The sequence below is a fragment of the Aeromonas sp. 603404 genome (assembly GCF_049171775.1).
GTDB lineage: Bacteria > Pseudomonadota > Gammaproteobacteria > Enterobacterales > Aeromonadaceae > Aeromonas > Aeromonas veronii_A.
Genome location: NZ_JAAKPE010000020.1, coordinates 13,546 through 40,046, shown reverse-complemented (window position 1 = coordinate 40,046; position 26,501 = coordinate 13,546). Strand labels below are relative to the sequence as shown.

Sequence of the window (26,501 nt, the reverse complement as noted above, 5' to 3'; positions counted from 1 at the left end):
AAACATGTCTAAGAAAATTTTCGACTTCGTAAAACCCGGCGTGATCACTGGTGATGACGTTCAGAAAGTGTTCGCCATCGCTAAAGAGAACGGCTTTGCTCTGCCGGCCGTAAACTGCGTTGGTACCGACTCCGTGAACGCCGTACTGGAAGCTGCCGCCAAGGTTAAAGCGCCGGTTATCGTTCAGTTCTCCAACGGTGGTGCCGTGTTCACCGCCGGTAAGGGTCTGAAGCTGGAAGGTCAGAAAGCTGCCATCCTGGGTGCCATCTCTGGTGCCAAGCACGTTCACGCTGTTGCCGAAGCCTACGGCGTGCCGGTAATCCTGCACACCGACCACGCTGCCAAGAAGCTGCTGCCGTGGATCGACGGTCTGCTGGAAGCGGGCGAGAAGCACTTTGCTGAAACCGGCAAGCCGCTGTTCTCCTCCCACATGCTGGATCTGTCCGAAGAGTCTCTGGAAGAGAACATCGACATCTGCTGCGAGTACCTGACCCGCATGGCCAAGATGAACATGACTCTGGAGCTGGAACTGGGTTGCACCGGTGGCGAAGAAGACGGCGTCGACAACAGCCACATGGATCAGTCCGCTCTGTACACCCAGCCGGAAGATGTTGCTTACGCTTACGAGCGTCTGTCCAAGATCAGCCCGCGTTTCACCATCGCTGCCTCCTTCGGCAACGTACACGGTGTATACAAGCCGGGTAACGTCAAACTGACCCCGTCCATCCTGGACGCTTCCCAGAAGTACGTTTCCGAGAAGTTTGGCGTTCCAGCCAAGTCTCTGGACTTCGTATTCCACGGTGGTTCAGGTTCCACTCTGGAAGAGATCCGCGAGTCCATCTCCTACGGCGTAGTGAAGATGAACATCGACACCGACACCCAGTGGGCAACCTGGGAAGGTCTGCTGAACTTCTACAAGAAGAACGAAGCTTACCTGCAAGGCCAGCTGGGCAACCCGGAAGGCGCCGACAAGCCGAACAAGAAGTACTACGATCCGCGCGTATGGCTGCGTGAAGGTCAGACTTCCATGATCGCTCGTCTGGAGAAAGCATTCTCCGACCTGAACGCCATCGACGTACTGTAATTCGTTACCGCACCTTGATTGCATGAAAAGGCGCCCTTCGGGGCGCCTTTTGCATTTCTGTGATCCGCACCGGTTGGTGAGTGGAGGGGGAACTGGGTATTATCGAAACAACTTTGCTTATTTTATTAAACAATTTGCAACCAAGGCAGGATGCTGAGTATGCAGGCAGGAAAGCACAACGGATATCAGGAGCACGTCGCCTCCTACTACGCGGCCACCCGCAACGACTCGCAACAGTGGCCCGAGCTGGAGGGGGAGCACAAGGCTGACGTCTGCATCATCGGCGGCGGCTTTACCGGTCTCAATACCGCCATCAATCTGGCTGATGCCGGTTACAAGGTCGCCTTGCTGGAGGCCAACCGTATCGGCTGGGGGGCGTCGGGGCGCAACGGCGGCCAGCTTATTCGCGGTATCGGTCACGATACCAGCCAGTTCGCCCGCTGGATTGGTGAGGAAGGGGTGCGCGAACTCGACCTGATGGGGCTGGAGGCGGTGCAGCTGGTGCGCGAGCGGGTTGAGCGTTTCAATATCGAGTGTGACCTCACCTGGGGTTACTGCGATCTGGCCACCCGTCAGCGCCATCTGGCAGGTTTCGAGGAGGATCTCGACCATCTGGCGAGCCTTGGCTATGAGCACGAACTCAAACTGGTGCCGCGGGAAGATATCCATAGCGTGGTGGGGTCGGATCGCTATATCGGCGGCCTTATCGACATGGGCTCCGGCCATCTCCATCCCCTCAATCTGGCGCTCGGCGAGGCGCGCGCCGCTGCCAGCCTCGGGGTTTCCCTGTTTGAACACTCCAGAGTGACCCATATCGATTACGGCAAGCAGGTAGAGGTGACCACGGCTCATGGGCGGGTCACTGCCGACTATCTGGTGATCGGCTGCAACGCCTATCTCAACGACCTCAATCCGGAGCTGGGAGGGCGGGTGCTACCCGCGGGCTCCTACATCCTCGCCACCGAGGTGCTCGATCGCCGCTTGCGCCAGCGATTGCTACCGCAAAACATGGCGGTGTGCGATCAGAACGTGGCGCTCGACTACTACCGCCTCTCCGCTGACGGTCGCCTGCTGTTTGGCGGCGCCTGCAACTACTCGGGAAGGGATCCCCGCGACATCAAGGCCTTCATGTTGCCCAAGATGCTGCGGGTCTTCCCCGAGCTGGCTGGTACCGCCATCGAGTTTCAGTGGGGCGGCATGATCGGGATTGGCGCCAACCGGCTGCCGCAGATTGGCCGCTTGAAGGAATACCCAAACGTGTTCTACGCCCAGGCCTATTCGGGTCACGGCCTCAACGCCACCCATATGGCGGGCAAGCTGGTAGCCGAGGCGATCCGCGGCGAGAGCCGGGGTTTCGATCTCTTTGCCAGCGTGCCCCATATCACCTTCCCCGGCGGCCCGGCGCTGCGCTCCCCGCTGCTGGCTTTGGGTATGCTGTGGCACCGGATGAAGGATATCTTCTGACCCCCATTGTCAGCCTGCGCAGTGATGGCTGAACTAAGCCCCCTTGCCAGCCCTTGTTTATAGCGGGTTGGCACTATCGTTCCGCCCTATAGACCAAAAGATGCATTCGCGCCAATCTCGTCCCGTTGGCGCTATCTTTTAGGTGTGAGAGCGGTTATCTGCCAAGGGGCAAGGATTTGACAGATTGCCGAATATTTGCCGAGAAAGGGCTGGAGACGGGGGGAGGAGGACCAAGATGGAGATAAATGTGGTCGCGTCAGGCGGGCTCAGCCCGCTGGCGCAACGGCAGGGTTCTCCCGCTGTGCAGGCACAGGAGAGGGTTGCAACTTCACCATCAACGGGCAATGACAGCCTGGTGCGCGACCTTGGCGCTGTGCTGGATAAGCTCGGGCTGTCGCCGAAAGGGGCGGATGGCGGCGGGAGCAGTGCTTCAATCAGGGATTCGCTGGAAGCATTCATCAACACCATGATGGGCTCCCTGCAACAGCAGCAGGAGCAACAGTTGGCATTGCAGCAACAACAGCGGCAAGAGCAGGAACAGCGCAAACTCGCCATCGCCGACAGCAGCGAAAACTCGCTCAAACGGGATCTGGAGCGCCTGCTGGATACGCTGGATCAACAGGGCGGACAGGACAAAGAGAGCGAGCCAGGAGCCGAGCGTGAAGCGGTGAACCCCTTGCAGAGCCAGCTGACCAAGCTGCTGGAGAGCAGTGGTGCGGCAGAGAGCGGGGTTACCCTCAAGGAGGTGCTGTCAGGGTTGGCCAGCAAGCTGCCGAGCGAACCTGCCGAGCGAAAAGGGTATCGGGTCGATACCCAGGTTTGAGCTGGTTGGCAACGGCAGTAGAGTAGTTGCAGAGCATAAGGGGCGGAAAGCCCTTTATTGGGCCGGTTCCGCCAGTCGCCACCCCTGTTCGTCCTTCATCATCCACACCTCGGCCTCTTGTGGCAGCACCTGGCCCGCCTCGAACTCGCCATATTTGCGCTCGAGCTCCATCAGCCCCATCTCCTGCTGGAAGGGGCCTACCCGGTCGTAGACCAGGTCCTCGTCGTGCAACACCTGCAACTGATCGAGCCCCTGCTTGAAGTGGAGCTGGTAACTCACCTTGACCAGATAGACCCCCTCCATCCGCTCCTCCTTGCCGAGGATGGTGAAGTCGCTGATATCGAACAGGTTGGCGTCTGTCTCGGCCAGCAGCTTGGCGGTGACCTGCTGGCGGATATCCTCTTCACCGGGCCCTGCACTGCAGCCATAAAGCCAGAGGGCTAGCAGGGGGATGAACCACTTTTTCATCAAAACTCCGGACAAGTACAAAACGAGAGGGGCGATTGTGCCACGCGAATGCGCGGCGGCAAACCTCGGCTCACGGTTCCAGTGAACGTTCCAGCACGATGGCCTCGGCCCGATAACCTGCCAGCTCGCGGCGATAGCACTCGGTGAAGCCTCTGCGCAGCCAGAAGGATAGAGCACTCTCATTGCTGGCAATCACTGACAGGCGAAGCCGGGTAGCCCCCCATGAGCTTGCCATCGTGCAGGCGTGAAGATAGAGCGACTGACCACGGCCACACCCTTGCCAGGGTTCCCCCACCAGTAACAGACCCAGATAGGCGGTGTCTGGATTGGGGTAGCCGCGCAGCAGATCAATGACAGCGGTGAGCTCTCCCTGCTCCCAGCGGCCGATGAGATGTTTGTCGGAGAGAGGCAGGCCGGGTGGGCAGGCGACAAGTTCCTCTTCTCCTGCCTGTGCAGAGAGAGGGGCATTGCTCACCGCCGCCTGATAGGAGGGGGCCTGCTCGAACAGCCGCTGCAAGGCAGGTGCATCGCTTGTCTGCAGCCGACGCAACTCAGTGTGCATCACTTACCATCTCGAGATGTTTGGCAAAGGGGATAGGCCCCATAAAACCGGTGACCCGCTGCCCTGTCAGCTCCTTGCCCTCGCGGTCGAAGAAGATGAGGGTCGGCAGTCCCAGCACATTGAGGGTGTTGAGCAGCTCGATATCGGCATCGTCGTTGGCGGTAACATCCGCCTGCAGCAGCACCATCTGGCCGAAGCGCTCCCTCACCGCGGGATCGCTGAAGGTCTTGTGCTCGAACTCCTTGCAGGCGACGCACCAGTCGGCGTAGAGGTCGAGCAGCACTGGCTTGCCGCGGGCGGCGGCCAGCTGCACCTTGAGATCATCCAGCGTCTTGATGCGGATAAACTGCGGTGCCGTTTGACCGGCATCCGCCGTGACGGCAGCAGGAGCGGCCGGTTGCAGCAGATCCTTGCCCACTACCACGGCGCTGATCATCGCCAGCAACAACACGAAGCCGCGCACGCTTTTGGCCACCGAGTGGGGCTGGTGCTGGTTGTGGTGATAGAGATAACCGCACAGCAGCAGCCCCCAGCCGAGCCATGCTAGAGTGGCAATCTGATCGCTCCAGAGCCGTGACAGCAGCAGGATCGGCACTGCCAGCAGGGCGAAGCCAAACAGCTGCTTGATCACATCCATCCAGGCGCCCGCCTTGGGCAGCAGCTTGCCACCCGAGGTGCCGAGCAGCAGCAGCGGCAGACCCATCCCCAGTGAGAGCGCATAGAGCGCCGCCCCGCCGAGCCAGAGATCGCCGCTCTGGGCCACGTAGATCAGTGCCCCCGAGAGCGGCGCCGTGGTGCAGGGTGAGCAGACCAGCCCGGAGATCATTCCCATGATAGCGACCCCGACCACAGAGCCGCCCTGCTGGCGGTTGGAGAGACTGGAGAGCCGAGTTTGCAAACTGCTCGGCAGTTGCAGGGTATAGAGTCCGAACATGGAGAGGGCCAGCAGCACGAACATCACCGAGAGGGCGATCAGCACATAGGGGTGTTGCAGCGCCGCCTGGAATTTAAGACCTGCCGAGGCCACTACCAGCCCCAGCAGGGTGTAGGTGACCGCCATCCCCTGCACATAGACCATGGAGAGCAGGAAGGCGCGGCCGGTGGAGAGGCGATGGCCGGCACCGGCGATGATGCCGGTCAGGATTGGGTACATGGGGAATACGCAGGGGGTGAAGGCGAGCCCCAGCCCCAGCGCGAAGAAGGCGACGATGCTGAGCCAGAAACCCTGATTGCCGAGGGCGGCGGCGAGCTGATCCTGCTGGCTAACCGGTGCGACGCTTTGTGCCGTTTCAGCAGTGGATGCTGTGGTTGCCGTGACCAGCGGGGCCACATCGATCAGCTTGTCGGTCGGCGGGTAGCAGAGGCCGTCGGTGCAGCCCTGATAGCGCACCCGCAGGGTGGCGCCGTCGCCCACCTCCTTTAGCGGCACCGCGATGCTCACCTGCTGGTAGTAGACCCGGGTCTTGCCGAAGAAGTCATCCTCGTGCTCGGTGCCTTCCGGCAGGGTCGGCTCGCTGAAGGTGAGGTTGTTCCCCTTGAAGCGCAGGCTATGGCGATAGAGGTAGTAGTCGTCGGCGATGTGGAGGGTTAGCAGCAGCTGATCGCCACGCTGTTCGCTCTCGATCTGAAAGGCCTCATCGACCTGCAAAAATTTGGGTTTGGCATTGGCCTCAATGCCCAGCGAGCTGAGCAGATCGGTGCCGCTGGCGTGGGCAGGGGCGCTGCCCGCCGCTGTCGTCAACAGGGCACAGAGCAGCAACAGGGGAGAGAGCAAGCGGGTGAACGTCATGAGGTCTCCCCATTGAGCCAGTCGAGATAGGCGGGTAGTCCGGCACTCACCGGCAGGGCCAGCAGCTCGGGCACCTCATAGGGGTGATTGGCTTGAATACATGCCTGCAGCTCGGCAAAGAGTGGCTGGCGGGATTTGATGATGAGCTGGATCTCGGTGGCGCGCTCCACCTTGCCTTGCCAGCGATAGACAGAGGTGACGCCCGGCAGTTGATTGATGCAGGCGGCCAACCGCTGGTTCAGCAACTGTTCGCAGAGAAGGTCGGCACTGGTTTGATCTGGGCAGGTGCAGAGCACCACAATGGCGTCGGTCATAAAGCGGATCTTCACCTCGTTGGGGTAAACCGGGCAGGCGCTCTTGCCGTCTCATCCCTTTCCGCGGATGAAGGTGAAAAAAGCGCCTGAAAATCAGCGGCTACTATACCCCAGAGCCGCTTCAAATAGCATCTGTAGCCATTTGTGAGCCAGCGCCAAAAATTTGTGGGGGGCATGAGATAGACGCTGTCATGGGGACAGGGCAGAATGAGCGGGCTTGTTCCCAATTGACGTAAGGAAATGTATGACCCAACAGAATGAGCAGCAGAGAAACCGCATGTTGAGCCTGCTGCGCGAAGGTGAGCGCCGCATGTTGGTTCAATTGGCCGGGCTGCTGCGCACGACCGCCGATGAAATCAATGCCGAGCTGGAGAAAGAGGAGTTGATGGGAACCCTTGAGCAGCCCATTACAGTGGAGTATCTCAACGGCGTGGTGCAGCACCATCTGTTCGAGCGCAAACACAAGGGAGATATGGCGGTTGCCCAGCAGATCCTGAGCGATTATCAGAGCGAGCTGGAAGCGCTGCAGGCTGCCCAGGCCCAGCCTGAAGAGGCTGCCGCCGCCGACGAGAGCGGCGAAGAGCTCAAGGCCCAGGCTTGAGCGACGGGCAGGTCTGAATCCTTACCTCTGAATCAGCCGACCTGCCAGCGCTGACACTTTTTGCGGCCCCATCATGTCTGCCATGATGGGGCCGTGTCGTTTCTTCTGTTGCCTTCCCTTGTTGACCTTCACTTCTCGGTTTCAATCCAACGGATTCGTGCCTTAGCGCGCCTCTTGTGGCATGCCGTGCGGCACTTCGCGGGGGATGGGGAACACCTTGTCATAGCCCCAGTTGTAGACGAAGGCATAGATCAGGTAGAAGACGACGAAGCCCAGATCCAGCACCAGCGCCTCCAGCAGGCTGACGCTCAGCCACCAGGACATGACCGGCAGCGCGACGATCAGCAGACCGCCCTCAAAGCCGAAGGTATGCAGCACCCGTTGCCACAGGGTTTTGTGGGTATGGCCCTGATATTTCAGCAGCAGCTTGTCGACCCCGATGTTGTAGATGTAGTTCCAGACGGTTGCCAACACCGAGAAGAACAGTGCCAGCGGGCCCATATGGTTGAGCCCGACCCCGGTAACCCAGCTGGCCAGCGGGGCGGCAATCAGCAGGCCAATAAATTCAAAGCCAATGGCATGGCGCAGGCGATCGTTACGGGTACGCATAAGTCACTCTCTCAATCAGATTTATTCACGGATTGCTGGTTAATCTATAGATCTTTAGCGATAGATTCATGTTGGTATCCATCGCTAAAATAGATGGATGAGAGAGCTTGCCGGAGGGCCATGAGATGACGCCATCACTGGAACAACTGAGGATCTTGCTGGCGGCCGCCGAAACCGGCTCGTTTTCCGCTGCCGCCCGCAAGCTGGGCAAGGCGCAGTCGGTGGTGAGCAGCGCCATCGCCAATCTGGAGATCGATCTGGCGCTCACCCTGTTTGACCGCAGCGGCCGCTATCCGCAGCTGACGGAGGCGGGGGCCCGCATGGTGCAGGAGGCGGGGATCCTGCTGGCGCAGAGTGAACGATTGCAATCCATTGCCGGGGAGCTGGCGGCCGGGGTGGAGACGCGCCTCACTCTGGCCATCGATGATGACTCCCACCTGCCCTGGCTCGGCACCCTGCTGGAGGAGTTCGCCACTCGTTACCCGACCGTGGAGCTGGAGCTGCTCTTCCCGTTGATGGAGGATGTGACCGAGATGCTGGTGACCGGCCGGGCCCAGCTTGGCATCAGCTATCAGAAGGTGCATCCCCAGCGGGAGATAGTCGCCCATTCGCTGGGGGAGGTTACCATGCCGCTGGTGGTGTCACCGGATCATCCGCTGGCCCGCAAGCAGCCGCTGCGGGAGGTCGATCTGCAGGGGGCACGCCAGCTGATGGTCACCGGCCGACGGGAAGGGAGCGAGCGCCAGCGTTTTCGCATCTCGGCTCAGGTGTGGTGGGTCGAGGGGGATCTCGGGGTGCTGGAGCTGGTCAAGCGGGGCCTTGGCTGGTCCGCCATCCCGGAATTTCTGCTGCATCAGCCGCTGGCTCGCGGCGAAGTGGTGGTGCTGGAGCCGGACTTTATCGCCAGCCACGCGCTGGCGCTGGAACTGCAGTGGCATCGCGCCCGCCCGCTGGGGCAGGCGGGGCGCTGGCTGAAGGAGGCACTGCTGGCGCGGGTGCCTCGCTAGCCGACCTTACTCGGTCAGGGCGTAAGGCAGGGGTTGCAGGGTGAGGCGGGAGCCTTCGTCCTGCTTGAGGCGGAATTGGGCGTCAGCCTCGGTATCTTTTGGTAGCACGGCGGTGAGCCACACCTGCCCGGCCTGTTGCCAGGCGTTGAGCACCATGCCGCTGCGACGCCAGTTGTCACCCAGTTGCAGCTCCAGGGTATCGCCGCTGGCAACTGGCTCGCCGGTAGTCCCCGCCAGCAGGAACAGGGCGCGGTTGTTGGCGCCGCGATACTTGGCGCGGGCCACCGTCTCCTGCCCCATGTAGCAGCCCTTGTTGAAGCTGATGCCGTCCAGTGCCTGCAGGTTGAGCATCTGCGGGATGAACTCCCCCTGATGCACCGCTTCCATATGTGGCAGACCCGCCTTGATCTCGAGCCCCCACCAGAGTGACTCGTCACCTTGCGGCAGGGCATCGGCTTGCTGATTGCTGACCAGCAGCCAGCGATCCTGTTCAATCTTCACCGCCATGCCGCCGTCGATCAGACCGCTCTGCTCAAGGCCGAACTGGGCAGAGATCCAGCTATCGCTGCCCGTACCGGCGATCCCGGTGGCGTGACGCTCATCGGCGGCGATCTCGACCTTGGAGAAGACGGCAAATTTCTTCAGCTCCGGCAACTGACGTTCCAACACGGAAGGGCTGGTCAGCAGCAGCAGGCTGTCGTCGAGGCAGAGCAGGTGGAAATTGCTCCACAGCTTGCCCTTGGGATCACAGTGGCCACCCTGGGTCTGTTGCCCCGGTTGCAGGGCGTTGACATCACAGGTGACCTGACCTTGCAGATATTTGGCGCGATCCTGGCCGCTGATACGGGTGATGGCCAGCTTGGTCAGGGGGAAGCGGGTCGGCTCGGCAGGAAAAACAGGTGGTTGCAGGCTCACGATGGTATTCCAGAGAGAAAGTATGTGAGCTGCATGGTAAAGACGTAACTAATGTTTGTCAGCCGGAAAATCCAGCTGGTACCATCCCCCGGTCTTTGTAAGGAGAGTGCCATGTTGAGCCCAGTTGAAAAATCCCGCCTGAAGTGGGCCTGCCGTCGCGGTATGCTCGAGCTGGATGTGATCTTTATGCCCTTTTTCGAACACGAGTTCGACTCCCTGAGCGAAGCCGATCAGCAGACCTTTATCCGCCTGCTGGCGAGCGACGATCCGGATCTGTTCAAATGGTGCATGGGTCATGGTGTCCCTGCCGATCCGGCATTTGCCGCCATGATCCCGATGATCCTGGAGCGCAATCAGGCGCGCCACGACCGCCAGGGGTAATACTGTGGAGCGGGTGATCATGACGGTTCACCCCTCCCGCCATCAGCAATATTTGCTGGTGGCCCTCTTTCTGTTGCTGCTCTGGCCGGTGGCTGGCCTGATTGCCGGTTGGCAGTGGGCACTGTTGCTGCCCGTCTGGCTGGCGGCGCTCTGGCTGAGCTGGCGTGCGCTCGCCGCGCCCCCGTTCGAGCTCGTCTGGGATGGCCAGTGGCTGCAGTGGCAAGGTCGTCGCTATCAGCTTGACAAGAAAAGCCGCATTCTGCCCGGTGTGCTCAGGCTGGCGCTTTGTCCCGATCCGCAAGAGAGTGGAGCCGTGTCGCCACGGCAACTGTGGCTCTTCTCCGATGCCCTTCCCCCCGAACATTACCGCCTGCTGGCGCGAGCCATCCACTTTCTGCCGTCCCGGCGCTGACGCCTGCTTTCCGTGATGACCATGCGCTGATTTATCGCGATAAGCTGTTGCCATGTGGCTGGCGACACTCTTTTTGTGGCTGAAAAGCGGTTGAAAACAAGTGACCCCGCCGGGGCGGGGTCACTGATTGCTGTAACGTTTTGCGGGAAGGGGGATTAATCCCGCTCCGGGGTCAGCACGGTCGGCTTGGAGTCTGGCAGCATATCCGGATAATCCAGGTTGTAGTGCAAGCCGCGAGACTCCTTGCGCTGCAGGGCGCAGTTGACGATAAGCTCGGCCACCTGCAGCAGGTTGCGCAGCTCCAGCAGGTTGTTGGAGACACGGAAGTTGGCGTAGTACTCCTGCACCTCCTGCTTGAGCAGGTCGATACGGCGCTTGGCGCGGGCCAGGCGCTTGTTGGTACGCACTATCCCCACGTAGTCCCACATCATCAACCGCAGCTCGTGCCAGTTGTGCTGGATCACCACCAGTTCGTCGGAATCTTCCACCTTGCTCTCGTCCCACACCGGCAGGCGCGGCGGCTCCACGCTCATCGGCAGCTTGGCCAGAATGTCGGCCCCCGCCTGATGGGCATAAACCACGCATTCCAGCAGGGAGTTGGAGGCCATGCGGTTGGCGCCGTGCAGACCGGTGTAGGTCACTTCACCGATGGCGTAGAGACCGGGGATATCGGTCTGGCCGTTGTTGTCGATCATCACGCCACCACAGGTGTAGTGGGCAGCCGGCACGATGGGCATCGGCTCCTTGGTGATGTCGATGCCGACCGCGAGGCAGCGCTCATAAATGGTCGGGAAGTGCTTGATGATGAAATCGGCCGGTTTGTGGCTGATATCCAGATACATGCAATCCGCCCCGAGCCGCTTCATCTCGTGGTCGATGGCGCGGGCGACGATGTCGCGCGGCGCCAGCTCGGCCCGCTCGTCAAACTCCGGCATAAAGCGGCTGCCGTCCGGGCGGCGCAGATAGGCCCCCTCGCCACGCAGCGCTTCGGTCAGCAGGAAGTTGGGATCATCGGGGTGGAACAGGCTGGTGGGGTGGAACTGGTTGAACTCCAGGTTCGCCACCCGGCAGCCGGCCCGCCATGCCATGGCGATGCCATCGCCAGAGCTCACATCCGGGTTGGAGGTGTACTGGTAGACCTTGGAGGCACCACCGGTGGCCAGTGCCACGAAACGGGCGCGGATCACCTCGACCTGCTCGGCGTTGCGGTTCCAGACGTAGGCGCCCAGCACCTTGTTGCCTGGCAGGTTGAGCTTGCGTGTGGTGATGAGGTCGACCGCGTTGAAGCGCTCCATCAGCTGGATATTGGGGTGAGCGCGAACCTGATCGATCAGGGTGAGCTGCACCGCCTTGCCGGTGGCATCCGCCGCGTGGAAGATGCGGCGATGGCTGTGGCCCCCTTCCCGGGTGAGGTGGTACTGGGATTCACCGTCGGCGTTCTCCTCCTGATCGAAGGGGACCCCTTGCTGAATGAGCCACTGGATGGACTCGCGGGCGTGGCGAGCGGTGAACTCCACCACTGCTGGGTCACACAACCCGGCGCCCGCGTTGAGCGTGTCGCTCACGTGGGATTCGATGCTGTCGGTTTCGTCGAAAACGGCAGCGATGCCTCCTTGCGCATAGAAAGTGGCCCCTTCACTGATAGGCCCCTTGCTCAGAACCAGGACTTTGGCGTGGTCTGCCAATCGCAACGCGAGGGACAAACCAGCGGCACCGCTGCCAATGATCAGTACATCGCAAAGGTATTCAACACTTGCTTTCATAAGTATCATTGGCCTGGATTAAGAACTGGCACCATGGTAGCCCAAGCGAGGGCGAGGATGCAGCCTGCATCACATTTTTTTCAATTGAAGCGAACTTTCTCTGATTCTCCCTGTCTGAACTTGTGCGCTTAGGAAGGGCCGGAAAAGAAGAACGATAACCTGATGGGGGTTTTACGGCTCTGATGAGCGACCAGAATCTACTGGACGAACAACTGGTTGAACGGGTCCAGCGCGGCGATAAAGCAGCTTTCAACCTGTTGGTAAAAAAATACCAGCAAAAGGTGGTCAACCTGGTTGCCAGGTATGTCAACAATCCCGGCGATGTGCCCGATGTGGCGCAAGAGGCCTTTATAAAAGCCTACCGTGCATTGCCGACATTCCGTGGCGAAAGTGCTTTTTACACCTGGTTGTACCGAATTGCCGTGAACACGGCGAAGAACTATCTGACCTCCCAGGGGCGTAGGCCCCCGAGCAGTGATGTGGAGGCTGACGAAGCGGAGTCTTATGGCGGCGGTGAAGCCTTGCAAGAGGTCTCAACCCCCGAAAACCTGGCGCTGACTGACGAGATCAAACGCACCGTGTTTTCAGCCATTGAGGCATTGCCGGAAGACCTGAGGACAGCTATCACCCTCCGCGAACTGGAAGGGCTGAGCTACGAAGAGATTGCCGAAATCATGGATTGCCCTGTGGGTACGGTCAGATCCCGTATCTTCCGGGCGAGGGAAGCAATCGATAAAAAGCTGCAACCTCTGATCGAGAATTAACTGGGGAAAGACGGGTTAACTTATGGCAAATAAAGAGCAAATCTCTGCCCTGATGGATGGTGAGCTGAGTGACGCAGAGGTACTGAACGAGCTGGAGATGGACTCCGACTTGCAAGATACCTGGGGTCGTTACCACCTGATCGGCGATGCCATGCGGGGTGACCTGCCGGTCAATCTGCAACTGGATCTCAGTGACAGCATTATGGCTGCGCTGGAGGATGAGCCCACCATACTGGCACCCAAGCCGGTCGAGACGGCTCCCGTACTGCAACCTGCCGTTGCACCGGTCAAGACAGATTCTAGTGTGGTTCCGTTGTTCCGCCGTGTCGGTCAGCAACTGGGTCAATATGCCATTGCCGCCTCCGTGGCCGCTGCCGTTATCTTCGGGGTGCAGCAGTATCAGGGGCAGGATGGCGTTCCGGCCAATCCGGTGCTCAATACCATTCCAATCGGTGGCAGTGCGGCGCCGGTGAGTGTTCACTATCCGCAACAGGATGGCGCCCGTGCCCGTCAGCAAGGGCTGACCGAACAGCAGATGCAGGAGCAGCGGGAGCGGATTAACGCCTTCCTGCGTGACCACCAGTTGCAGCAGCGCCTGTTGCAAGACAGACAGATCCAACAATAACGAATTGTCAGGGATACAAACGTGCGCCAGTCCAGCCGTATTTTGCTGGCCTCTCTCCTGCTGATCAGTGCCAAGGCCTCGGCCGACGATAAGTCGGCCGAGGCCTTGTTGCAGCAGATGCAGAGTGCCGTGCAGCAACAGAATTTCGAGTTGTCCATGGTCAAGGCCCGTCAGGGGCGTCTTGAACCGATCCGGATCAGCCATGCCGTCATCAACGGCAAGGAAGTGGCCCACCTCAGTTACCTTGACGGCAAGGCGATCGAGTATCTCCAGCGTCAGAACGAGTACACCTTCTTTGAAAACAGCCATGATCCCTACACCCTGAAGGATGCCCGCTTTCCCGGTATCTGGTCGACCCTGGTGAAGATGCCGTTGGCACAGGTGCTGGAGAGTTATGATCCTGTGCTTGCTGGCCGTAGCCGGGTGGCCGGCGAGGTCGCTCAAGTCGTCAGGTTGGTGCCCAAGGAAGCTGACAAGTATGGCTTTGTGCTCTGGATTGACGAACGTAGTCACCTGTTGCTGCGAGTCGACATGGTGGAGCGGGAGGGCAATCTAGTGGAGCAGATGCTGGGGGTGGATCTGCAATTGCAACAAAAACCGTCCCCATGGCTGGTAAAGCTGGCCAACAGCAAGCAGCCCTCGGCGCTGGCGCTGGAGGATGCCTATCCTGCACCGCAACAGCAGTTGAACTGGCAGATCACCTGGTTGCCCGATGGCTTCAAGGTGCTGTCGCAAGACCGGCACCAGCTGGTGACCACCAGTGTACCGGTGGATTACATGATGCTCTCCGATGGCCTGGTGGATCTCTCGGTCTACGTCTCTCGGGTCGATCCCAAGCAGGCGGTGCGCCAGCAGCTGATCCGCCAGGGGGCGACCTCGCTGGTGAGCTACGTCAACGAGGTGGGGGTCGAGATCACCGTGGTTGGGGAAGTGCCTGCCGAGACAGCCAAACGCATCGCCGAGTCGGTGCAGCCGTTGGCTCGCAACGAAGCGGTGCAGTGAGTCCATGTTCTGGGTTCACAGTAGTGTGCGGCTTGCCGTTGGCTGTGAGTCGTGTTCAGATCCTGCCATTGCATGAGCACGAGGTGTTGCCGTGAATGAGATGAGTGAAGAGCTGGCGACCGTGGTGGCCATTGAGGGTGACCATGCTTGGGTGGAGTGCGAGCGTCGCTCCGCCTGCAGTGGTTGTCAGCAGCAATCCAACTGCGGTACCGGCACCGTTGCCAAGGCGTTTCCCCTGAAAGCTCCTCGCTTGCGAGTCAGGCTGACCGCCGAGGTGCGGGTTGGCCAGCAAGTGAGGCTCGGTATCCCGCAGGAGAGTCTGCTGCGCGGGGCGGCGCTGGTCTATGTGCTGCCGCTTTTCTGCCTGTTGGCCGGCGCCTTGCTGGGGCAGCTCTGGCTGGCACCGCTGCTCTCGGGCGGGGAGGGAATGACCATTCTCTGCTGCCTGCTGGGGGGCGTGCTGGGCTTTTTACTGGTTCGTTACTTTTCCAACCGCCTGGATCAGGGGCGTTACGGCCCGCAGATGCTCGGCGTTGTCGTCCCTGTCCGCATCCTCCCCTGACCGAACAGGCGCTATTTCACTGGCGCTGGCGACTAAAGAATGGCCGTCAGCCGGGTTATCCAGTAAAATCGCGCCTCCATAACTGACCTTAACTAATTTTGAGTGACTCTTGCTCGATGAAACACATTCGTAACTTTTCGATTATTGCGCACATCGACCACGGTAAATCGACCCTGTCGGACCGTCTGATCCAGACTTGCGGTGGCTTGTCCGACCGCGAGATGCAGGCTCAGGTGCTTGACTCCATGGATCTGGAGCGCGAGCGCGGCATTACCATCAAAGCACAGAGTGTGACCCTGAACTACCAGGCACAAGACGGTAACACCTACCAGCTGAACTTTATCGACACCCCGGGCCACGTGGATTTCTCCTACGAGGTCTCCCGCTCTTTGGCGGCCTGTGAAGGGGCGCTGCTGGTGGTGGATGCCGGCCAGGGGGTTGAGGCACAGACTCTGGCAAACTGCTATACCGCCATGGAAATGGATCTGGAAGTGGTGCCGGTGCTGAACAAGATTGACCTGCCGGCCGCAGAACCCGAGCGGGTTGCCGAGGAGATCGAAGACATCGTCGGTATCGACGCGGTCGATGCGGTGCGCTGCTCCGCCAAGACCGGCCTGGGTGTTGACCTGGTGCTGGAAGAGATCGTCGCCAAGATCCCGGCACCGGAAGGTGACCCGGATGCCCCGCTGCAGGCGCTGATCATCGACTCCTGGTTCGACTCCTATCTGGGCGTAGTCTCTCTGGTGCGGATCAAGAACGGTTCCCTGAAGAAGAACGACAAGATCAAGGTGATGAGCACCGGTCAGGTGTGGGGTGTCGATCGTATCGGTATCTTCACGCCCAAGCAGGTGGATACCCAGGGGCTGGGTTGCGGCGAGGTAGGTTGGGTTGTCTGCGGTATCAAGGACATCCACGGCGCGCCGGTGGGCGATACCCTGACTCAGGCCAAGAACGGTGCCGACAAGGCGCTGGCTGGCTTCAAGAAGGTGAAGCCGCAGGTTTATGCGGGTCTGTTCCCTATCTCCAGCGATGACTACGAGTCGTTCCGTGACGCCCTCGACAAGCTCTCCCTGAACGATGCCTCCCTGTTCTTCGAACCGGAGAGCTCCACTGCGCTGGGCTTCGGCTTCCGTTGCGGCTTCCTCGGCATGCTGCACATGGAGATCATTCAGGAGCGTCTGGAGCGTGAATACGATCTGGATCTGATCACCACGGCGCCGACTGTAGTGTACGAGATCGAGCTGACCGACGGCTCCACCATCCACATCGACAGCCCGGCCCAGATGCCCGCCATCACCAGCATCAAGGAGATGCGCGAGCCGATCGCCGAGTGTCATATCCTGCTGCCGCAGGAGTACATGGGCAACGTGATCACCCTCTGTATCGAGAAGCGTGGCGTGCAGACCAACATGGTCTATCACGGCAAGCAGGTGGCACTGACCTATGAAATCCCGATGGCGGAAGTGGTGCTCGACTTCTTCGATCGTCTGAAATCCACCAGTCGCGGTTACGCCTCGCTGGATTACGGCTTCAAGCGTTTCGAAACCTCCGACATGGTCCGTCTGGACATCATGATCAACGGTGAGCGGGTCGATGCTTTGGCCATCATCACCCACAAGGACAACGCCCAGTATCGCGGTCGTCAGGTGGTGGAGAAGATGCGCGAGCTGATCCCGCGCCAGATGTTCGATATCGCCATTCAGGCAGCCATCGGCAACCAGATCATCGCTCGCAGCACCGTCAAGGCTCTGCGTAAAGACGTAACCGCCAAGTGTTACGGTGGTGACGTGAGTCGTAAGAAGAAACTGCTGAACAAGCAGAAAGAAGGTAAGAAGCGGATGAAGTCCCTCGGCCGTGTCGACGTGCCGCAGGAAGCCTTCCTCGCGATTCTCCACGTCGGAAAGGATTAATAGATGGCAAGCACGTTTTCCCTGATCCTGGTGGTGGTCTGCGCGATCACCGGTGTTATCTGGTGTCTGGACAAGATGATTTGGTCCAAGCAGCGCGCCGCCAAGATTGCCGTGGCTCGTGCCCATGGCGGTGCCCACCTGGATGAGAAGACCCTGGCCAAGGTCGCCCCCGTGCCGGTCTGGATTGAACAGACCGCCGGGGTCTTCCCGGTCATCACCTTTGTGCTGATCCTGCGTTCGTTCATTTTTGAACCGTTCCAGATCCCGTCAGGTTCCATGATGCCCACCCTGCTGGTGGGCGACTTCATCCTGGTGGAAAAATTTGCCTATGGTCTGCGGGACCCGGTGACCAACACCAAGTTCCTCGAGACTGGCGAGCCCAAGCGTGGCGACGTGGTGGTGTTCAAGTATCCCCTTGAACCGCGCGTTGACTACATCAAGCGGGTGGTCGGCATGCCGGGTGATCGGGTCATCTATCGCAACAAGGAGCTGATGATCCGGCCCAAGTGCGAAGAGCAGGAAGGGAAAACGTGCCCGGGCTTCAAGAAGCTCGACGTCAAGTTTGAACAAAGAGGCGAATTTACCCAGATGGGGATCCCCCTTGACCGCTATACCGAGCAGTTGGGTGATGTCTCCCACGAGACCCTGCGCAATCCGCTGATGCCCGACATGGTTGGCCGTTACTATCGCCAGCCCGGCACCTACCCCGACGAGTGGGTGGTACCGGAAGGCCAGTATTTCGTGATGGGCGACAACCGCGACAACAGCACCGACAGCCGCTTCTGGGGCTTTGTGCCCGAACAGAATCTGGTCGGCAAGGCGGTCGCTATCTGGATAAGTTTTGAATTCGAGCGCGAAGAAGGCTCCCTGCTGCCAAGTTGGGTACCGACAGGTGTGCGCTTCAACCGCATTGGCGGAATCAAGTAAATGAATATCAAGATGAACAGACTGCAGTCCCGTCTCGGGCATGTCTTTGCGGATCTGGAACTACTGACCCGGGCGCTGACTCACCGCAGCGCCGGCTCCCGTCACAATGAACGACTGGAATTTCTGGGTGACTCGATTTTGAGTCTGGTGATTGCCGACGATCTCTTCCACCGCTTCCCGCAAGCGGCGGAAGGGGATCTCAGCCGGATGCGCGCCACCCTGGTGCGCGAGAAGACCCTGGCCGAACTGGGCCGGGAGTTTGACCTTGGTGATCACCTGATCCTGGGCCCCGGCGAACTCAAGAGCGGCGGTTTTCGCCGTGAATCTATCCTGGCTGACACGGTCGAGGCGGTGATCGGTGCCGTCTATCTGGATACCAATCTTGAGACGGTGCGGACACTGCTGCTGAGCTGGTATGCCAGCCGCCTGGAAGAGATCAAGCCGGGCATCGAGCAGAAGGATCCCAAGACCCGTCTGCAAGAAATTTTGCAGGGAAGCCGCAAATCCCTGCCGACCTACACTGTGACCAACGTCAAGGGCGAGGCCCACAACCAGGAGTTCACTGTCCAGTGTGACGTGGAAGGTCTGGATGGTCCCCTCGTCGGGGTCGGCACCAGCCGTCGCAAGGCCGAACAGGCCGCGGCGCAGCAAGCATTGGAAAAACTGTCATGACAGATACCACCTACTGCGGCTTTGTCGCCATCGTGGGCCGCCCGAATGTGGGCAAGTCCACCCTGCTCAACAAGCTGCTTGGCCAGAAGGTCAGCATCACCTCGAAGAAGCCCCAGACCACCCGTCACCGGATTTTGGGGATCGATACCGAGGAGAACTACCAGACCATCTATGTGGATACCCCGGGTCTGCACATTGAAGAGAAACGGGCCATCAACCGCCTGATGAACCGTGCCGCCACCAGTTCGCTGGGTGATGTGGCCATGGTGGTGTTCATGGTCGACGGTACCCACTGGACCAAAGACGACGAGATGGTGCTGGGCAAGCTGCGCAATCTCAAGTGCCCTGTGGTGCTGGCGGTCAACAAGATCGACAACGTCAAAGAGAAAGAAGATCTGCTGCCCCACCTCGAGTGGCTGGGCCAACAGATGAACTTCGCCCATATTCTGCCCATCAGTGCCGAAAAGGGCACCAATGTGGAGAAGATCCGCGAGTGGGCCAAGGATCTGCTGCCGGAAAACGTCCACTTCTTCCCGGAAGATTACGTGACTGACCGCTCCTCCCGCTTTATGGCCTCCGAAATCATCCGCGAGAAGCTGATGCGCTTCACCGGTGAGGAGCTGCCCTACTCGGTGACGGTGGAGATCGAGCGCTTCAAGGTGGAAGAGAACGGCCTCTACCACATCCACGGCCTGATCCTGGTCGAGCGCGATGGCCAGAAGAAGATGGTCATCGGCAACAAGGGCGAGAAGATCAAGACCATAGGCACCGAAGCGCGCCTCGATATGGAACGTCTGTTCCAGAACAAGGTGCACCTCGAGCTGTGGGTCAAGGTCAAATCCGGTTGGGCTGACGATGAGCGCGCCCTGCGCAGCCTCGGGTATGGCGACGACTGATTGCTGACCCCGGCTTTCGTCATCCACAGTCGGCCCTATCGGGAGACCAGCCAGCTGGTCGAGGTCTTCACCCAGGATAGTGGCCGATTTACTCTGGTGGCTCGCGGTTCTCGCGGGCCACGCTCCCCTCTCAAGGGGCTGCTGCAACCCTTTACCCTGCTCACCATCGCCTGGCGCGGCAAGGGCGATCTCAAGAACCTCACCCAGGTCGAATGCCCGGATCACTCCCTGCGTCTCGGCGGCGATCGCCTCTTCTACGGCCTCTATCTCAACGAGCTGGTTTACTACCTGCTGGAAGCGCACACCCCGTTCCCCGAAGTATTCGACGCCTATGCCCGTGCCATCATGGCGCTGGCCGATGGCGAGACGCCGGAGCTGCCGCTGCGTCGCTTCGAGTTCCTGCTGTTGCAGGCGCTCGGTTATGCGGTGGATTTCGAATACACGGCGGACGACGAGTCGCCCATCGAGCCGACCCTGCTCTATGGCTTCGAGCGTGAATTGGGCTTTGTTGCTTGCGAGCGGGCGCCGGATCCCCGTACCCTGTTTCTCGGTGCCCACCTGCTCGCCTTTGCCGAGGGACGTTTCGATACCCCTCCCTTGCTGCAGGCGGCCAAACGTTTCAGCCGATTGGCACTGCAACCCTATCTGGGCAAGCGCCAGCTAAAGAGCCGGGAGCTGTTTTTAAAACGCAAAGCCAGCATGCAAGGCTGACACAGATTACAGACATACGGATATTGGCGCGGGGTGATTCGCTGACCGCGCAGTCAACAGATGAAGCCTTTCAAGGAGTTCTCAATGAGTGAAATCTATCTGGGTGTGAACATCGACCATATCGCCACCCTGCGCAACGCCCGTGGCACCCAGTATCCGGATCCGGTTCAGGCCGCCTTCGTTGCCGAACAGGCCGGGGCCGATGGCATTACCGTGCATCTGCGTGAAGATCGCCGCCACATCACCGACCGCGATGTGGAGATCCTGCGCCAGACTATCCAGACCAGAATGAACCTGGAGATGGCCGTGACCGAAGAGATGATCGGCATCGCCTGCCGCATCAATCCCCACTTCGTCTGTCTGGTGCCGGAGAAGCGCACCGAAGTGACCACCGAGGGCGGTCTGGACGTGGCCGGTCAGCTGGCCAAGGTGACTGACGCTGTTGCCCGTCTCTCCGCTGTGGGGGCCCAGGTTTCGCTCTTTATCGATGCCGATCCCATCCAGATCGATGCGGCTGCCGAGAGTGGCGCCCCCTTTATCGAGATCCATACCGGCCGTTACGCCGATGCCACCACCGATGCCGAGCGCAACGCCGAGTTCAAGCGTATCGCCGCAGGCGCCTCCTATGCCGCTGGCAAGGGGCTCAAGGTCAATGCCGGCCACGGCCTGCACTACCACAACGTCAAGGCTATCGCTGCTATCCCCGAGCTCTATGAGCTCAACATCGGCCACGCCATCATTGGCCGTGCCGCCTTCGATGGTCTGGCCAAGGCCGTGAGCGATATGCGCCTGCTGATGCAGGAAGCCCGTCAGGGGATCTGATGCTTCGGGCACTGGCAACGCACAGTGGCCATATGAAACAAAAGGGACTCCATGGCGTCCCTTTTGTTGTTTCTGCCGATGGGAATATCGCAGTCGTCAGACCTGCTGCTGCGCCCATCTTCCCAGACGTTGCAGCGCCTCGCCGAGCAGCTGGCGGGAGGTGCCTATGTTGATCCGCACATACTCTTCGCCATCGCTGACGTAGTGGGAGCCATCTTCGATGATGACCCCCGCTTCGACTGCCCACCTGCGGGTCACCTCGCTTGCGCTCATTCCGCTCCCTTTGGTATTGACCCAGACCAGATAGGAGGCATCCATCGGCATGACTTGGAAGTCGGGCAGATTCTCCCTGAAGTAGCGCGCCAGCAGGGCGTAGTTCTCTCTCAGATAGAGATTCAATTCGGCCAGCCATGCATCGCACTCGTTATAGGCGGTGATAATTCCCCAGAGCCCGAACACATTGGGAGAGGTGATGGAGTTCTGCTCAAGGCGCGCTCTGAAGCGGTTTCTTATCTGCGGATTTGGAATGATGCTGTAGGAGGTTTTCAATCCGCCCAGATTGAATGCCTTGTTGGGCGAGCTCATCAGCATCATGTTGTTGCAGTAACGCTCCTCCAGTGCCAGAAAGGAGACGAACTCGCCATGGATGATGTGCTCTGCATGCACTTCATCGACCATCATCAACACCTGATGGCGCAGGCAGATGTCGGCAACGGCTTCCAGCTCGGCCTGACTCCAGATCCTGCCCGACGGGTTATGGGGCGAGCAGAGAAAATAGATTTTGGGCTTGTGGCTAATGATCTGCTCCTCCAGCTTCGCCAGATCGATCCGGTATCGTCCTTTGTTCAGGGCTAACGGGTTGGCGACAACCTTGACCCCCTGCCTTTCGGCCGCCTTGGCAAAGGGATCATAGACAGGGGTGTTCATGATGATGCTGTCACCCGGCTGGCAGAATGCCTGCACCGTGTAGTGCAGGGTGGAGACGGTACCATAGGAGAGGGTGATCCACTCCCGTTCCACCGCGACCTTGTGGTGGCGGGCCTGGAAGTTGATGACCGCCTCGTAGAAATCATCGATGCAGTGGGTGTAGCTGAAGGTGCCCCAGCTGATGATTTCGCTGAACTTGCGAGCCACAGCCGGCGGCGATTTGAAATCCATATCGGCAATCCACATGGGAATGCTGTCGGCGGGAACGGGGCCAAAGCGGCTCTCGATCACTTTCATATCCCACTTGCGGCATTTGTCGCTGATGCGATCTGCCAGCTCGTCGAAACGGGAGGATTGCAAGTCGGCAGAGGGGGTTGGGAGGCGCAGGGCCTCCCGATCTTTACAGGAGAGCATCGAGATTATCCTTCACGGTTTGAACCTGAGCGCCAATGATGACCTGCACGCTGTGCTCGTCGATCTTGACGACGGAGAGGGCGCCAGCCTGTTTCAGGATCTTCTCCTGCAGCTTGCCCATATCGTGTACCACCAGTCTCAGCCGTGTGACGCAGTTGTCCAGGCTGACGATATTCTCCTTGCCACCGAGGGCACTCAGGATCACGGCCGGGTCGTGTTTCGCAATCTGGATATCATCGACCTCATCCCTGCCGGGGGTCTTGATGTCATATTTCTTGATGTACCAGTAGAAGACGGTGAAATAGATGGCAGACCAGATAAGGCCAATGGGAATTATCAGATACCACTTGGTTTGCCAGCCCTGCATGATGCCGAAAATAAGCAGGTCAAGTGCACTGCCATCGGTATTGCCGATGGTGACGCCACACATGGCCACCACAAAGAGCGCGGCGCCGGTCATAAAGACATGGAACAGATAGAGTACCGGCGCGACAAACAGGAACAGGAATTCGATGGGCTCGGAAATACCGGTCACGATAGAGACCAGTACCCCGGAGATAATCAGGCTCTTGATTCTGGTTCGATTGCCGGGCGTGGCTGCCATATACATGGCCAACGCTGCAGCAGGCAGACCGAATATAAAGGTCGGCATAAACCCTTGCGACAGGAAGGCGGTTGCTGCCGGGCTGATAGGTTCACCCGCTTTCAACTGGGCGAAGAAGATATTGAGCGCGCCGGAAATGGTTTCGCCATTGACCAGCTCGGTACCGCCTGCCGGGGTAAAGCGCACCATGGCCAGCATGATGTGGTGCAGACCGAGCGGTTTGAGCAGGTTGATGGCCACTCCGTAGAGGAAGGCACCAAAAGAGCCGGCAGAGATGATCATGTTGCCGACCGCAGTAATACCGAGCGCCACATAGTGCCAGAAGAGCGGCATGGCGAGACCTATCAGCGACATGACCAGCACGGTGATGATGGGCACGGAGCGCAGGCCGCTGAAGAACGAGAAGGCGTCGTGCAGTTTGAGGTTATAAAAACGGCGATGGATGAAGTAGGTTACGATCCCCGACACTATGCCACCCAGCACACCCATGGAGAGGGTCTGAACCCCCATCACCATGGCTTGCCCCGCCAGTTTGATATTTTCCGGCGAAGCCAGTTGGCTGGTACTGGCGAGATAGAAGTTGATCCCGATATTCATCGCCATATAGCCGACGAAACCGGAATAGGCCGCGACACCCTTGTTCTTTTCGGTCAATCCCATCGGAATACCGATGGCAAACATGATGGGCAGATAGGTGAAGCCGAAGCTGCCTACGGTTGCCACCAGATTGAAGACGAGCTGGGTATATTCTCCACCAAGAAAAGGAAAATTATCTATGGTGGAGGGGCTGGTAATGGATGACCCCACCCCCAGCAGTAGTCCCATGAATGCCATCAAAGAGACGGGAAACATGAATGTTTTCCCCAAACTCTGGGCAAATTCCCATACCTTATTTCGCAAGGATGCGCGAGCCATCATTATTATCTCCCAGACCTGTTACCGTAATTTTATTGTTATCAAATCTTGTTATTACTCATGCACATACGGATTTTCGCCTCGACAACTTCCTCCATGGCGGCCATGGCGGGTACCAGATACTGGCGCGGGTCGCTGGCATCCGGATGAGAGCCAAGGAAGGCTTTCATTGCATCGGCGAAGGCTATCTTCAGTTCGGTCGCAACGTTGACCTTGCAGATCCCGAGTTCGATGCAGCGGCGCACATCGGCCTCCGGTACGCCGGAGGCGCCGTGCAGCACCAGCGGAATATCTACCTGCTCGCGAATGGCGGCGAGGCGTGCAAAGTCCAGACGGGGCTCCTCCTTGTAGAGGCCGTGTGCGGTACCGATGGCCACGGCCAGCGAGTCGATACCGGTACGGCGGACAAACTCGGCAGCCTTCAGCGGATCGGTAAATTTGGCATTTGCGGCATCGACAATGAGGTCATCTTCCTGACCACCCAGCTGGCCCAGTTCCGCTTCAACGCTGGCGCCCATGCGATGGCAGAAAGTGACCACACTGCGTACTTTCTCGATGTTCTCTTCAAACGGAAAGTGCGAGGCATCGATCATGGCCGAGCGAATGCCCGCTTCGACCTTGTTGTGGATGTCCTGCTCGTCTTCGTGGTGATCCAGATGCAGCACCAGCGGGATGCGGTACTCATGAGCAGCTGCCTGACAGATGGAGACCAGATATTCGACCCCGGCATGGCGATAGGTGCCCGGGGTGCCAGCCAAGATCACCGGAGAGCGCATGCGAGCGGCGGTGCGAGCCACCACCTGCACGGTTTCCAGGTTGTGGATGTTGAAAGCCGGTACGGCGTAGCCACGGCGCTGGGCATCTTTGAGCATTTCATGGGAAGAGATCAGATACATAGTGACTCCTGAGCGTCCTGATTGACGCGAGATCCTGAGAAAAGGGAGGAGAGCTGGGTCGGGTTTATCTCCCAGCCAGCTACCCAGATGTGTTGTTGATTGAGTTCAGTGGTGAGGGCGAGCAGGTTGGCCTGTTTGCCAACCGCCAGTGAACCGAGACGATCGGCAATGCCGAGCATCTTTGCTGGTGCCAGCGAGGCCATTGCGATGGCTTCATCGAGCGGCACATCCGCCAGCTGCACCATGTTGCGTACGGCGCCAAGCAGGGTGAGAGTGCTGCCCGCCAGACCGCCGGTTTCGGTGCGTACCACGCCGTTCTTCATCTCGACCCGATAGTTGCCAAGCAGATAGTGACCGTCGGGCATACCGGCGGCGCGCATCGCATCGGTGATCAAGAGCAGGCGCTGGCCGGCGCAGCAGTGACAGAGCTTGAGCACGCTCGGGTGGAGATGATTGCCATCGGCGATCAGCTCCAGCCAGGCAGCGGGATGGACAAGACCTGCACCGACCATGCCGGGTTCGCGGTGGTGCAGGCCGCGCATGCCATTGAAGCAGTGCACCAGCCCGGAGGCGCCCGCTGCCAGCGCCGCCATGGTGGTATTGTGATCCGCCGCCGAGTGGCCCAGCATTACCCGCACGCCGTTTGCGGCAAGATGGTGAATGGACGCGATGGCGTTGGGCTTTTCCGGTGCCAGCGCGACCACCTTCAGGGTGCCGCGCGCCAGCTGTTGCAGGTGGTTCAGCTCGGCAATATCCAGCTCCCGAAACAGCGCCTGATCGTGGGCGCCCTTGTTGTCCGGTGTGAAGTAGGGCCCTTCCAGATAGCAGCCGAGCAGCTCTGCGCCCGGCATGCCACGGGCAACGCCATCGGCAATGCGGGCAAGAGCTTGCTCTATCTCGGGGAGTGGGGCGGTGACCGTAGTGGCAAGAAAAGCGCCGACCCCTTCTGTCGCCTTGGCCATCGACAAGGTTGCCAGCGCGCCCTCATCGTTATCCATGACATCGACGCCCGCACCGCCGTGGACATGACCATCGATCAGCGCAGGTACCAGCAGCTCGACATCTCGCGCCGGATCGCCATCCGTGATGGGGTCGATGGCGGTGATGATGCCCCCTTCATGGGTCAGCTCCTGATGTTCCAGCCAACCCTGTTCGGTCAGCAGGCGACGGGCACGGATCCGTGAGGCCATCAGATGCCCTCCTCGACGAGAGCGGCATCTGCCTGACGCTCTTTACCTATCTCATCTGCCAGCGAGGTGAGACCCCGGTGGCCGCAATCAAGGGCCTGCCGGCGGAATTCACGGGCGCTGAGGCCATCGCGCTCCAGCACCATCTCCAGTAGCAGCTGCAAGTTGGTACCGGTAATGACCTCCCGCTCTGGCTGGTGCAGTGAGAGGGTAGAGGCGACCCGAAACGGGGTGCCGCCGAGCAGGTCGGTCAGGAAGACCACGCCATCCCCCTTGTCGACCTCTGCCAGCGCCGCTTCGCACTGTGCCTGCAGCAGGGCGGTGGTGGAGCTCTCGGGAAAGTCGATGGCGATAACCGCTTTCTGTTCGCCGAGGATCTGCAGCATGGCGCGCTCCAGACCGCTGGCGAAACCGCCATGACCACAAATAATGATGCCCAACATAGTCTGTTCCTTTACTGCAAAGGGGGCCGGCT

At 59.7% G+C, this 26,501-nt stretch carries 29 protein-coding genes; 17 read left to right on the top strand and 12 right to left on the bottom strand.

Annotated features, from left to right (window positions below; all coding sequences use genetic code 11):
* Nucleotides 1–4: 4 nt before the first annotated feature.
* From fbaA to G5306_RS19620, 3 genes are all read left to right on the top strand, one after another.
* Nucleotides 5–1,084, top strand: coding sequence for a class II fructose-bisphosphate aldolase (gene fbaA, locus G5306_RS19630; RefSeq protein WP_005340963.1), 1,080 nt, complete (start codon nucleotides 5–7; stop codon nucleotides 1,082–1,084).
* 159 nt (nucleotides 1,085–1,243) lie between these two features.
* On the top strand, nucleotides 1,244–2,548 hold the full coding sequence (locus tag G5306_RS19625; protein WP_421313539.1) for an NAD(P)/FAD-dependent oxidoreductase: 1,305 nt from the start codon (nucleotides 1,244–1,246) through the stop codon (nucleotides 2,546–2,548).
* Between the two features lie 235 nt (nucleotides 2,549–2,783).
* The gene (locus G5306_RS19620) at nucleotides 2,784–3,371 is read left to right on the top strand and encodes a hypothetical protein (RefSeq protein WP_421313537.1); all 588 of its coding nucleotides are present in this window, start codon (nucleotides 2,784–2,786) and stop codon (nucleotides 3,369–3,371) included.
* A 54-nt stretch (nucleotides 3,372–3,425) separates the two neighbouring features.
* On the opposite strand, the gene G5306_RS19615 is transcribed toward G5306_RS19620, so the two are convergent.
* The 4 genes from G5306_RS19615 to cutA all read right to left on the bottom strand — a co-directional run bounded on the left by G5306_RS19615 (nucleotide 3,426) and on the right by cutA (nucleotide 6,504).
* The gene (locus G5306_RS19615; protein ID WP_042080037.1) at nucleotides 3,426–3,839 is read right to left on the bottom strand and encodes a hypothetical protein; all 414 of its coding nucleotides are present in this window, start codon (nucleotides 3,837–3,839) and stop codon (nucleotides 3,426–3,428) included.
* A gap of 70 nt (nucleotides 3,840–3,909) precedes the next feature.
* Entirely contained in the window at nucleotides 3,910–4,401 is a 492-nt protein-coding gene (locus G5306_RS19610) for a GNAT family N-acetyltransferase (protein WP_236382560.1), read from the bottom strand.
* Entirely contained in the window at nucleotides 4,391–6,190 is a 1,800-nt protein-coding gene (locus G5306_RS19605; protein ID WP_421313534.1) for a protein-disulfide reductase DsbD, read from the bottom strand. Before G5306_RS19605 ends, G5306_RS19610 begins: the two co-directional genes overlap by 11 nt.
* Complete coding sequence (gene cutA, locus G5306_RS19600) at nucleotides 6,187–6,504, bottom strand: divalent-cation tolerance protein CutA (protein ID WP_139733334.1); 318 nt, start codon at nucleotides 6,502–6,504, stop codon at nucleotides 6,187–6,189. The genes G5306_RS19605 and cutA overlap by 4 nt, the downstream gene beginning before the upstream one ends.
* A gap of 244 nt (nucleotides 6,505–6,748) precedes the next feature.
* Here cutA and G5306_RS19595 point away from each other — a divergent pair, with 244 nt between their 5' ends.
* On the top strand, nucleotides 6,749–7,105 hold the full coding sequence (locus G5306_RS19595) for a hypothetical protein (protein ID WP_421313532.1): 357 nt from the start codon (nucleotides 6,749–6,751) through the stop codon (nucleotides 7,103–7,105).
* A 162-nt stretch (nucleotides 7,106–7,267) separates the two neighbouring features.
* Here G5306_RS19595 and G5306_RS19590 read toward each other — a convergent pair whose 3' ends face one another.
* Nucleotides 7,268–7,714, bottom strand: a complete 447-nt coding sequence (locus G5306_RS19590) for a PACE efflux transporter (RefSeq protein WP_047436069.1) — start codon at nucleotides 7,712–7,714, stop codon at nucleotides 7,268–7,270.
* A 125-nt stretch (nucleotides 7,715–7,839) separates the two neighbouring features.
* On the opposite strand from G5306_RS19590, the gene G5306_RS19585 reads away from it, so the two are divergent.
* Nucleotides 7,840–8,721: a LysR family transcriptional regulator gene (locus G5306_RS19585; protein WP_076494938.1), complete on the top strand. Its 882-nt coding sequence runs from the start codon at nucleotides 7,840–7,842 to the stop codon at nucleotides 8,719–8,721.
* A 6-nt stretch (nucleotides 8,722–8,727) separates the two neighbouring features.
* Here G5306_RS19585 and ygfZ read toward each other — a convergent pair whose 3' ends face one another.
* Nucleotides 8,728–9,636 (bottom strand): tRNA-modifying protein YgfZ, encoded by a 909-nt coding sequence (gene ygfZ / locus G5306_RS19580; protein ID WP_421313531.1) that lies wholly within the window; start codon nucleotides 9,634–9,636, stop codon nucleotides 8,728–8,730.
* Between the two features lie 111 nt (nucleotides 9,637–9,747).
* Here ygfZ and G5306_RS19575 point away from each other — a divergent pair, with 111 nt between their 5' ends.
* Nucleotides 9,748–10,017: a succinate dehydrogenase assembly factor 2 gene (locus tag G5306_RS19575; RefSeq protein WP_005335417.1), complete on the top strand. Its 270-nt coding sequence runs from the start codon at nucleotides 9,748–9,750 to the stop codon at nucleotides 10,015–10,017.
* 19 nt (nucleotides 10,018–10,036) lie between these two features.
* The gene (locus tag G5306_RS19570) at nucleotides 10,037–10,429 is read left to right on the top strand and encodes a protein YgfX (RefSeq protein ID WP_421313530.1); all 393 of its coding nucleotides are present in this window, start codon (nucleotides 10,037–10,039) and stop codon (nucleotides 10,427–10,429) included.
* Between the two features lie 155 nt (nucleotides 10,430–10,584).
* Here the strand turns inward: G5306_RS19570 and nadB are convergent, their stop codons facing one another.
* Complete coding sequence (gene nadB, locus G5306_RS19565; RefSeq protein ID WP_005354382.1) at nucleotides 10,585–12,192, bottom strand: L-aspartate oxidase; 1,608 nt, start codon at nucleotides 12,190–12,192, stop codon at nucleotides 10,585–10,587.
* Between the two features lie 182 nt (nucleotides 12,193–12,374).
* Between nadB and rpoE the strand changes: the two genes are divergently transcribed.
* The 10 genes from rpoE to pdxJ all read left to right on the top strand — a co-directional run bounded on the left by rpoE (nucleotide 12,375) and on the right by pdxJ (nucleotide 21,083).
* Nucleotides 12,375–12,956: an RNA polymerase sigma factor RpoE gene (rpoE, locus tag G5306_RS19560; RefSeq protein WP_042062096.1), complete on the top strand. Its 582-nt coding sequence runs from the start codon at nucleotides 12,375–12,377 to the stop codon at nucleotides 12,954–12,956.
* A 22-nt stretch (nucleotides 12,957–12,978) separates the two neighbouring features.
* Nucleotides 12,979–13,581, top strand: a complete 603-nt coding sequence (locus G5306_RS19555) for an RseA family anti-sigma factor (protein WP_421313528.1) — start codon at nucleotides 12,979–12,981, stop codon at nucleotides 13,579–13,581.
* 21 nt (nucleotides 13,582–13,602) lie between these two features.
* The gene (locus G5306_RS19550; protein ID WP_421313526.1) at nucleotides 13,603–14,583 is read left to right on the top strand and encodes a MucB/RseB C-terminal domain-containing protein; all 981 of its coding nucleotides are present in this window, start codon (nucleotides 13,603–13,605) and stop codon (nucleotides 14,581–14,583) included.
* A 100-nt stretch (nucleotides 14,584–14,683) separates the two neighbouring features.
* Nucleotides 14,684–15,145 carry a SoxR reducing system RseC family protein gene (locus tag G5306_RS19545; RefSeq protein ID WP_319920499.1) on the top strand — a complete coding sequence of 154 codons (462 nt, stop codon included), beginning with the start codon at nucleotides 14,684–14,686 and terminating at the stop codon, nucleotides 15,143–15,145.
* A 116-nt stretch (nucleotides 15,146–15,261) separates the two neighbouring features.
* The gene (gene lepA, locus G5306_RS19540; RefSeq protein ID WP_005335396.1) at nucleotides 15,262–17,055 is read left to right on the top strand and encodes a translation elongation factor 4; all 1,794 of its coding nucleotides are present in this window, start codon (nucleotides 15,262–15,264) and stop codon (nucleotides 17,053–17,055) included.
* A 3-nt stretch (nucleotides 17,056–17,058) separates the two neighbouring features.
* Nucleotides 17,059–17,982: a signal peptidase I gene (lepB, locus tag G5306_RS19535; RefSeq protein WP_005335395.1), complete on the top strand. Its 924-nt coding sequence runs from the start codon at nucleotides 17,059–17,061 to the stop codon at nucleotides 17,980–17,982.
* Nucleotides 17,983–18,654 carry a ribonuclease III gene (gene rnc, locus G5306_RS19530; RefSeq protein ID WP_005335394.1) on the top strand — a complete coding sequence of 224 codons (672 nt, stop codon included), beginning with the start codon at nucleotides 17,983–17,985 and terminating at the stop codon, nucleotides 18,652–18,654.
* A complete protein-coding gene (gene era, locus G5306_RS19525; protein WP_042053921.1) occupies nucleotides 18,651–19,550 on the top strand; it encodes a GTPase Era in 900 nt (299 codons plus the stop codon). Before rnc ends, era begins: the two co-directional genes overlap by 4 nt.
* The gene (recO, locus tag G5306_RS19520; RefSeq protein WP_005335391.1) at nucleotides 19,551–20,261 is read left to right on the top strand and encodes a DNA repair protein RecO; all 711 of its coding nucleotides are present in this window, start codon (nucleotides 19,551–19,553) and stop codon (nucleotides 20,259–20,261) included.
* Between the two features lie 84 nt (nucleotides 20,262–20,345).
* Nucleotides 20,346–21,083 (top strand): pyridoxine 5'-phosphate synthase, encoded by a 738-nt coding sequence (gene pdxJ / locus G5306_RS19515; RefSeq protein ID WP_421313524.1) that lies wholly within the window; start codon nucleotides 20,346–20,348, stop codon nucleotides 21,081–21,083.
* Nucleotides 21,084–21,179: 96 nt separating this feature from the next.
* Here the strand turns inward: pdxJ and G5306_RS19510 are convergent, their stop codons facing one another.
* From G5306_RS19510 to agaF, 5 genes are all read right to left on the bottom strand, one after another.
* On the bottom strand, nucleotides 21,180–22,424 hold the full coding sequence (locus G5306_RS19510) for a MalY/PatB family protein (RefSeq protein ID WP_323928053.1): 1,245 nt from the start codon (nucleotides 22,422–22,424) through the stop codon (nucleotides 21,180–21,182).
* A complete protein-coding gene (malX, locus tag G5306_RS19505; RefSeq protein WP_232354435.1) occupies nucleotides 22,411–23,880 on the bottom strand; it encodes a maltose/glucose-specific PTS transporter subunit IIBC in 1,470 nt (489 codons plus the stop codon). The genes G5306_RS19510 and malX overlap by 14 nt, the downstream gene beginning before the upstream one ends.
* A gap of 104 nt (nucleotides 23,881–23,984) precedes the next feature.
* Entirely contained in the window at nucleotides 23,985–24,839 is an 855-nt protein-coding gene (locus G5306_RS19500; RefSeq protein WP_421210083.1) for a tagatose bisphosphate family class II aldolase, read from the bottom strand.
* The gene (gene nagA / locus G5306_RS19495) at nucleotides 24,830–26,029 is read right to left on the bottom strand and encodes an N-acetylglucosamine-6-phosphate deacetylase (protein WP_236368402.1); all 1,200 of its coding nucleotides are present in this window, start codon (nucleotides 26,027–26,029) and stop codon (nucleotides 24,830–24,832) included. Before nagA ends, G5306_RS19500 begins: the two co-directional genes overlap by 10 nt.
* Complete coding sequence (gene agaF / locus G5306_RS19490; protein ID WP_236368401.1) at nucleotides 26,029–26,469, bottom strand: PTS galactosamine/N-acetylgalactosamine transporter subunit IIA; 441 nt, start codon at nucleotides 26,467–26,469, stop codon at nucleotides 26,029–26,031. The genes nagA and agaF overlap by 1 nt, the downstream gene beginning before the upstream one ends.
* Between the last annotated feature and the right edge of the window lie 32 nt (nucleotides 26,470–26,501).

Excerpts from the sequence above, each read along its gene's own strand:
- agaF (WP_236368401.1), bottom strand. The coding sequence starts at position 26,469 with ATGTTGGGCATCATTATTTGTGGTCATGGCGGTTTCGCCAGCGGTCTG.
- G5306_RS19575 (WP_005335417.1), top strand. The coding sequence starts at position 9,748 with ATGTTGAGCCCAGTTGAAAAATCCCGCCTGAAGTGGGCCTGCCGTCGC.
- G5306_RS19595 (WP_421313532.1), top strand. The coding sequence starts at position 6,749 with ATGACCCAACAGAATGAGCAGCAGAGAAACCGCATGTTGAGCCTGCTG.
- G5306_RS19585 (WP_076494938.1), top strand. The coding sequence starts at position 7,840 with ATGACGCCATCACTGGAACAACTGAGGATCTTGCTGGCGGCCGCCGAA.
- G5306_RS19620 (WP_421313537.1), top strand. The coding sequence starts at position 2,784 with ATGGAGATAAATGTGGTCGCGTCAGGCGGGCTCAGCCCGCTGGCGCAA.
- G5306_RS19555 (WP_421313528.1), top strand. The coding sequence starts at position 12,979 with ATGGCAAATAAAGAGCAAATCTCTGCCCTGATGGATGGTGAGCTGAGT.
- G5306_RS19545 (WP_319920499.1), top strand. The coding sequence starts at position 14,684 with ATGAGTGAAGAGCTGGCGACCGTGGTGGCCATTGAGGGTGACCATGCT.
- lepA (WP_005335396.1), top strand. The coding sequence starts at position 15,262 with ATGAAACACATTCGTAACTTTTCGATTATTGCGCACATCGACCACGGT.
- fbaA (WP_005340963.1), top strand. The coding sequence starts at position 5 with ATGTCTAAGAAAATTTTCGACTTCGTAAAACCCGGCGTGATCACTGGT.
- G5306_RS19570 (WP_421313530.1), top strand. The coding sequence starts at position 10,037 with ATGACGGTTCACCCCTCCCGCCATCAGCAATATTTGCTGGTGGCCCTC.
- rpoE (WP_042062096.1), top strand. The coding sequence starts at position 12,375 with ATGAGCGACCAGAATCTACTGGACGAACAACTGGTTGAACGGGTCCAG.
- cutA (WP_139733334.1), bottom strand. The coding sequence starts at position 6,504 with ATGACCGACGCCATTGTGGTGCTCTGCACCTGCCCAGATCAAACCAGT.
- malX (WP_232354435.1), bottom strand. The coding sequence starts at position 23,880 with ATGTTTCCCGTCTCTTTGATGGCATTCATGGGACTACTGCTGGGGGTG.
- rnc (WP_005335394.1), top strand. The coding sequence starts at position 17,983 with ATGAATATCAAGATGAACAGACTGCAGTCCCGTCTCGGGCATGTCTTT.
- lepB (WP_005335395.1), top strand. The coding sequence starts at position 17,059 with ATGGCAAGCACGTTTTCCCTGATCCTGGTGGTGGTCTGCGCGATCACC.
- G5306_RS19615 (WP_042080037.1), bottom strand. The coding sequence starts at position 3,839 with ATGAAAAAGTGGTTCATCCCCCTGCTAGCCCTCTGGCTTTATGGCTGC.
- G5306_RS19510 (WP_323928053.1), bottom strand. The coding sequence starts at position 22,424 with ATGCTCTCCTGTAAAGATCGGGAGGCCCTGCGCCTCCCAACCCCCTCT.
- G5306_RS19610 (WP_236382560.1), bottom strand. The coding sequence starts at position 4,401 with ATGCACACTGAGTTGCGTCGGCTGCAGACAAGCGATGCACCTGCCTTG.
- pdxJ (WP_421313524.1), top strand. The coding sequence starts at position 20,346 with ATGAGTGAAATCTATCTGGGTGTGAACATCGACCATATCGCCACCCTG.
- G5306_RS19605 (WP_421313534.1), bottom strand. The coding sequence starts at position 6,190 with ATGACGTTCACCCGCTTGCTCTCTCCCCTGTTGCTGCTCTGTGCCCTG.
- nagA (WP_236368402.1), bottom strand. The coding sequence starts at position 26,029 with ATGGCCTCACGGATCCGTGCCCGTCGCCTGCTGACCGAACAGGGTTGG.
- era (WP_042053921.1), top strand. The coding sequence starts at position 18,651 with ATGACAGATACCACCTACTGCGGCTTTGTCGCCATCGTGGGCCGCCCG.
- G5306_RS19590 (WP_047436069.1), bottom strand. The coding sequence starts at position 7,714 with ATGCGTACCCGTAACGATCGCCTGCGCCATGCCATTGGCTTTGAATTT.
- nadB (WP_005354382.1), bottom strand. The coding sequence starts at position 12,192 with ATGAAAGCAAGTGTTGAATACCTTTGCGATGTACTGATCATTGGCAGC.
- G5306_RS19500 (WP_421210083.1), bottom strand. The coding sequence starts at position 24,839 with ATGTATCTGATCTCTTCCCATGAAATGCTCAAAGATGCCCAGCGCCGT.
- G5306_RS19625 (WP_421313539.1), top strand. The coding sequence starts at position 1,244 with ATGCAGGCAGGAAAGCACAACGGATATCAGGAGCACGTCGCCTCCTAC.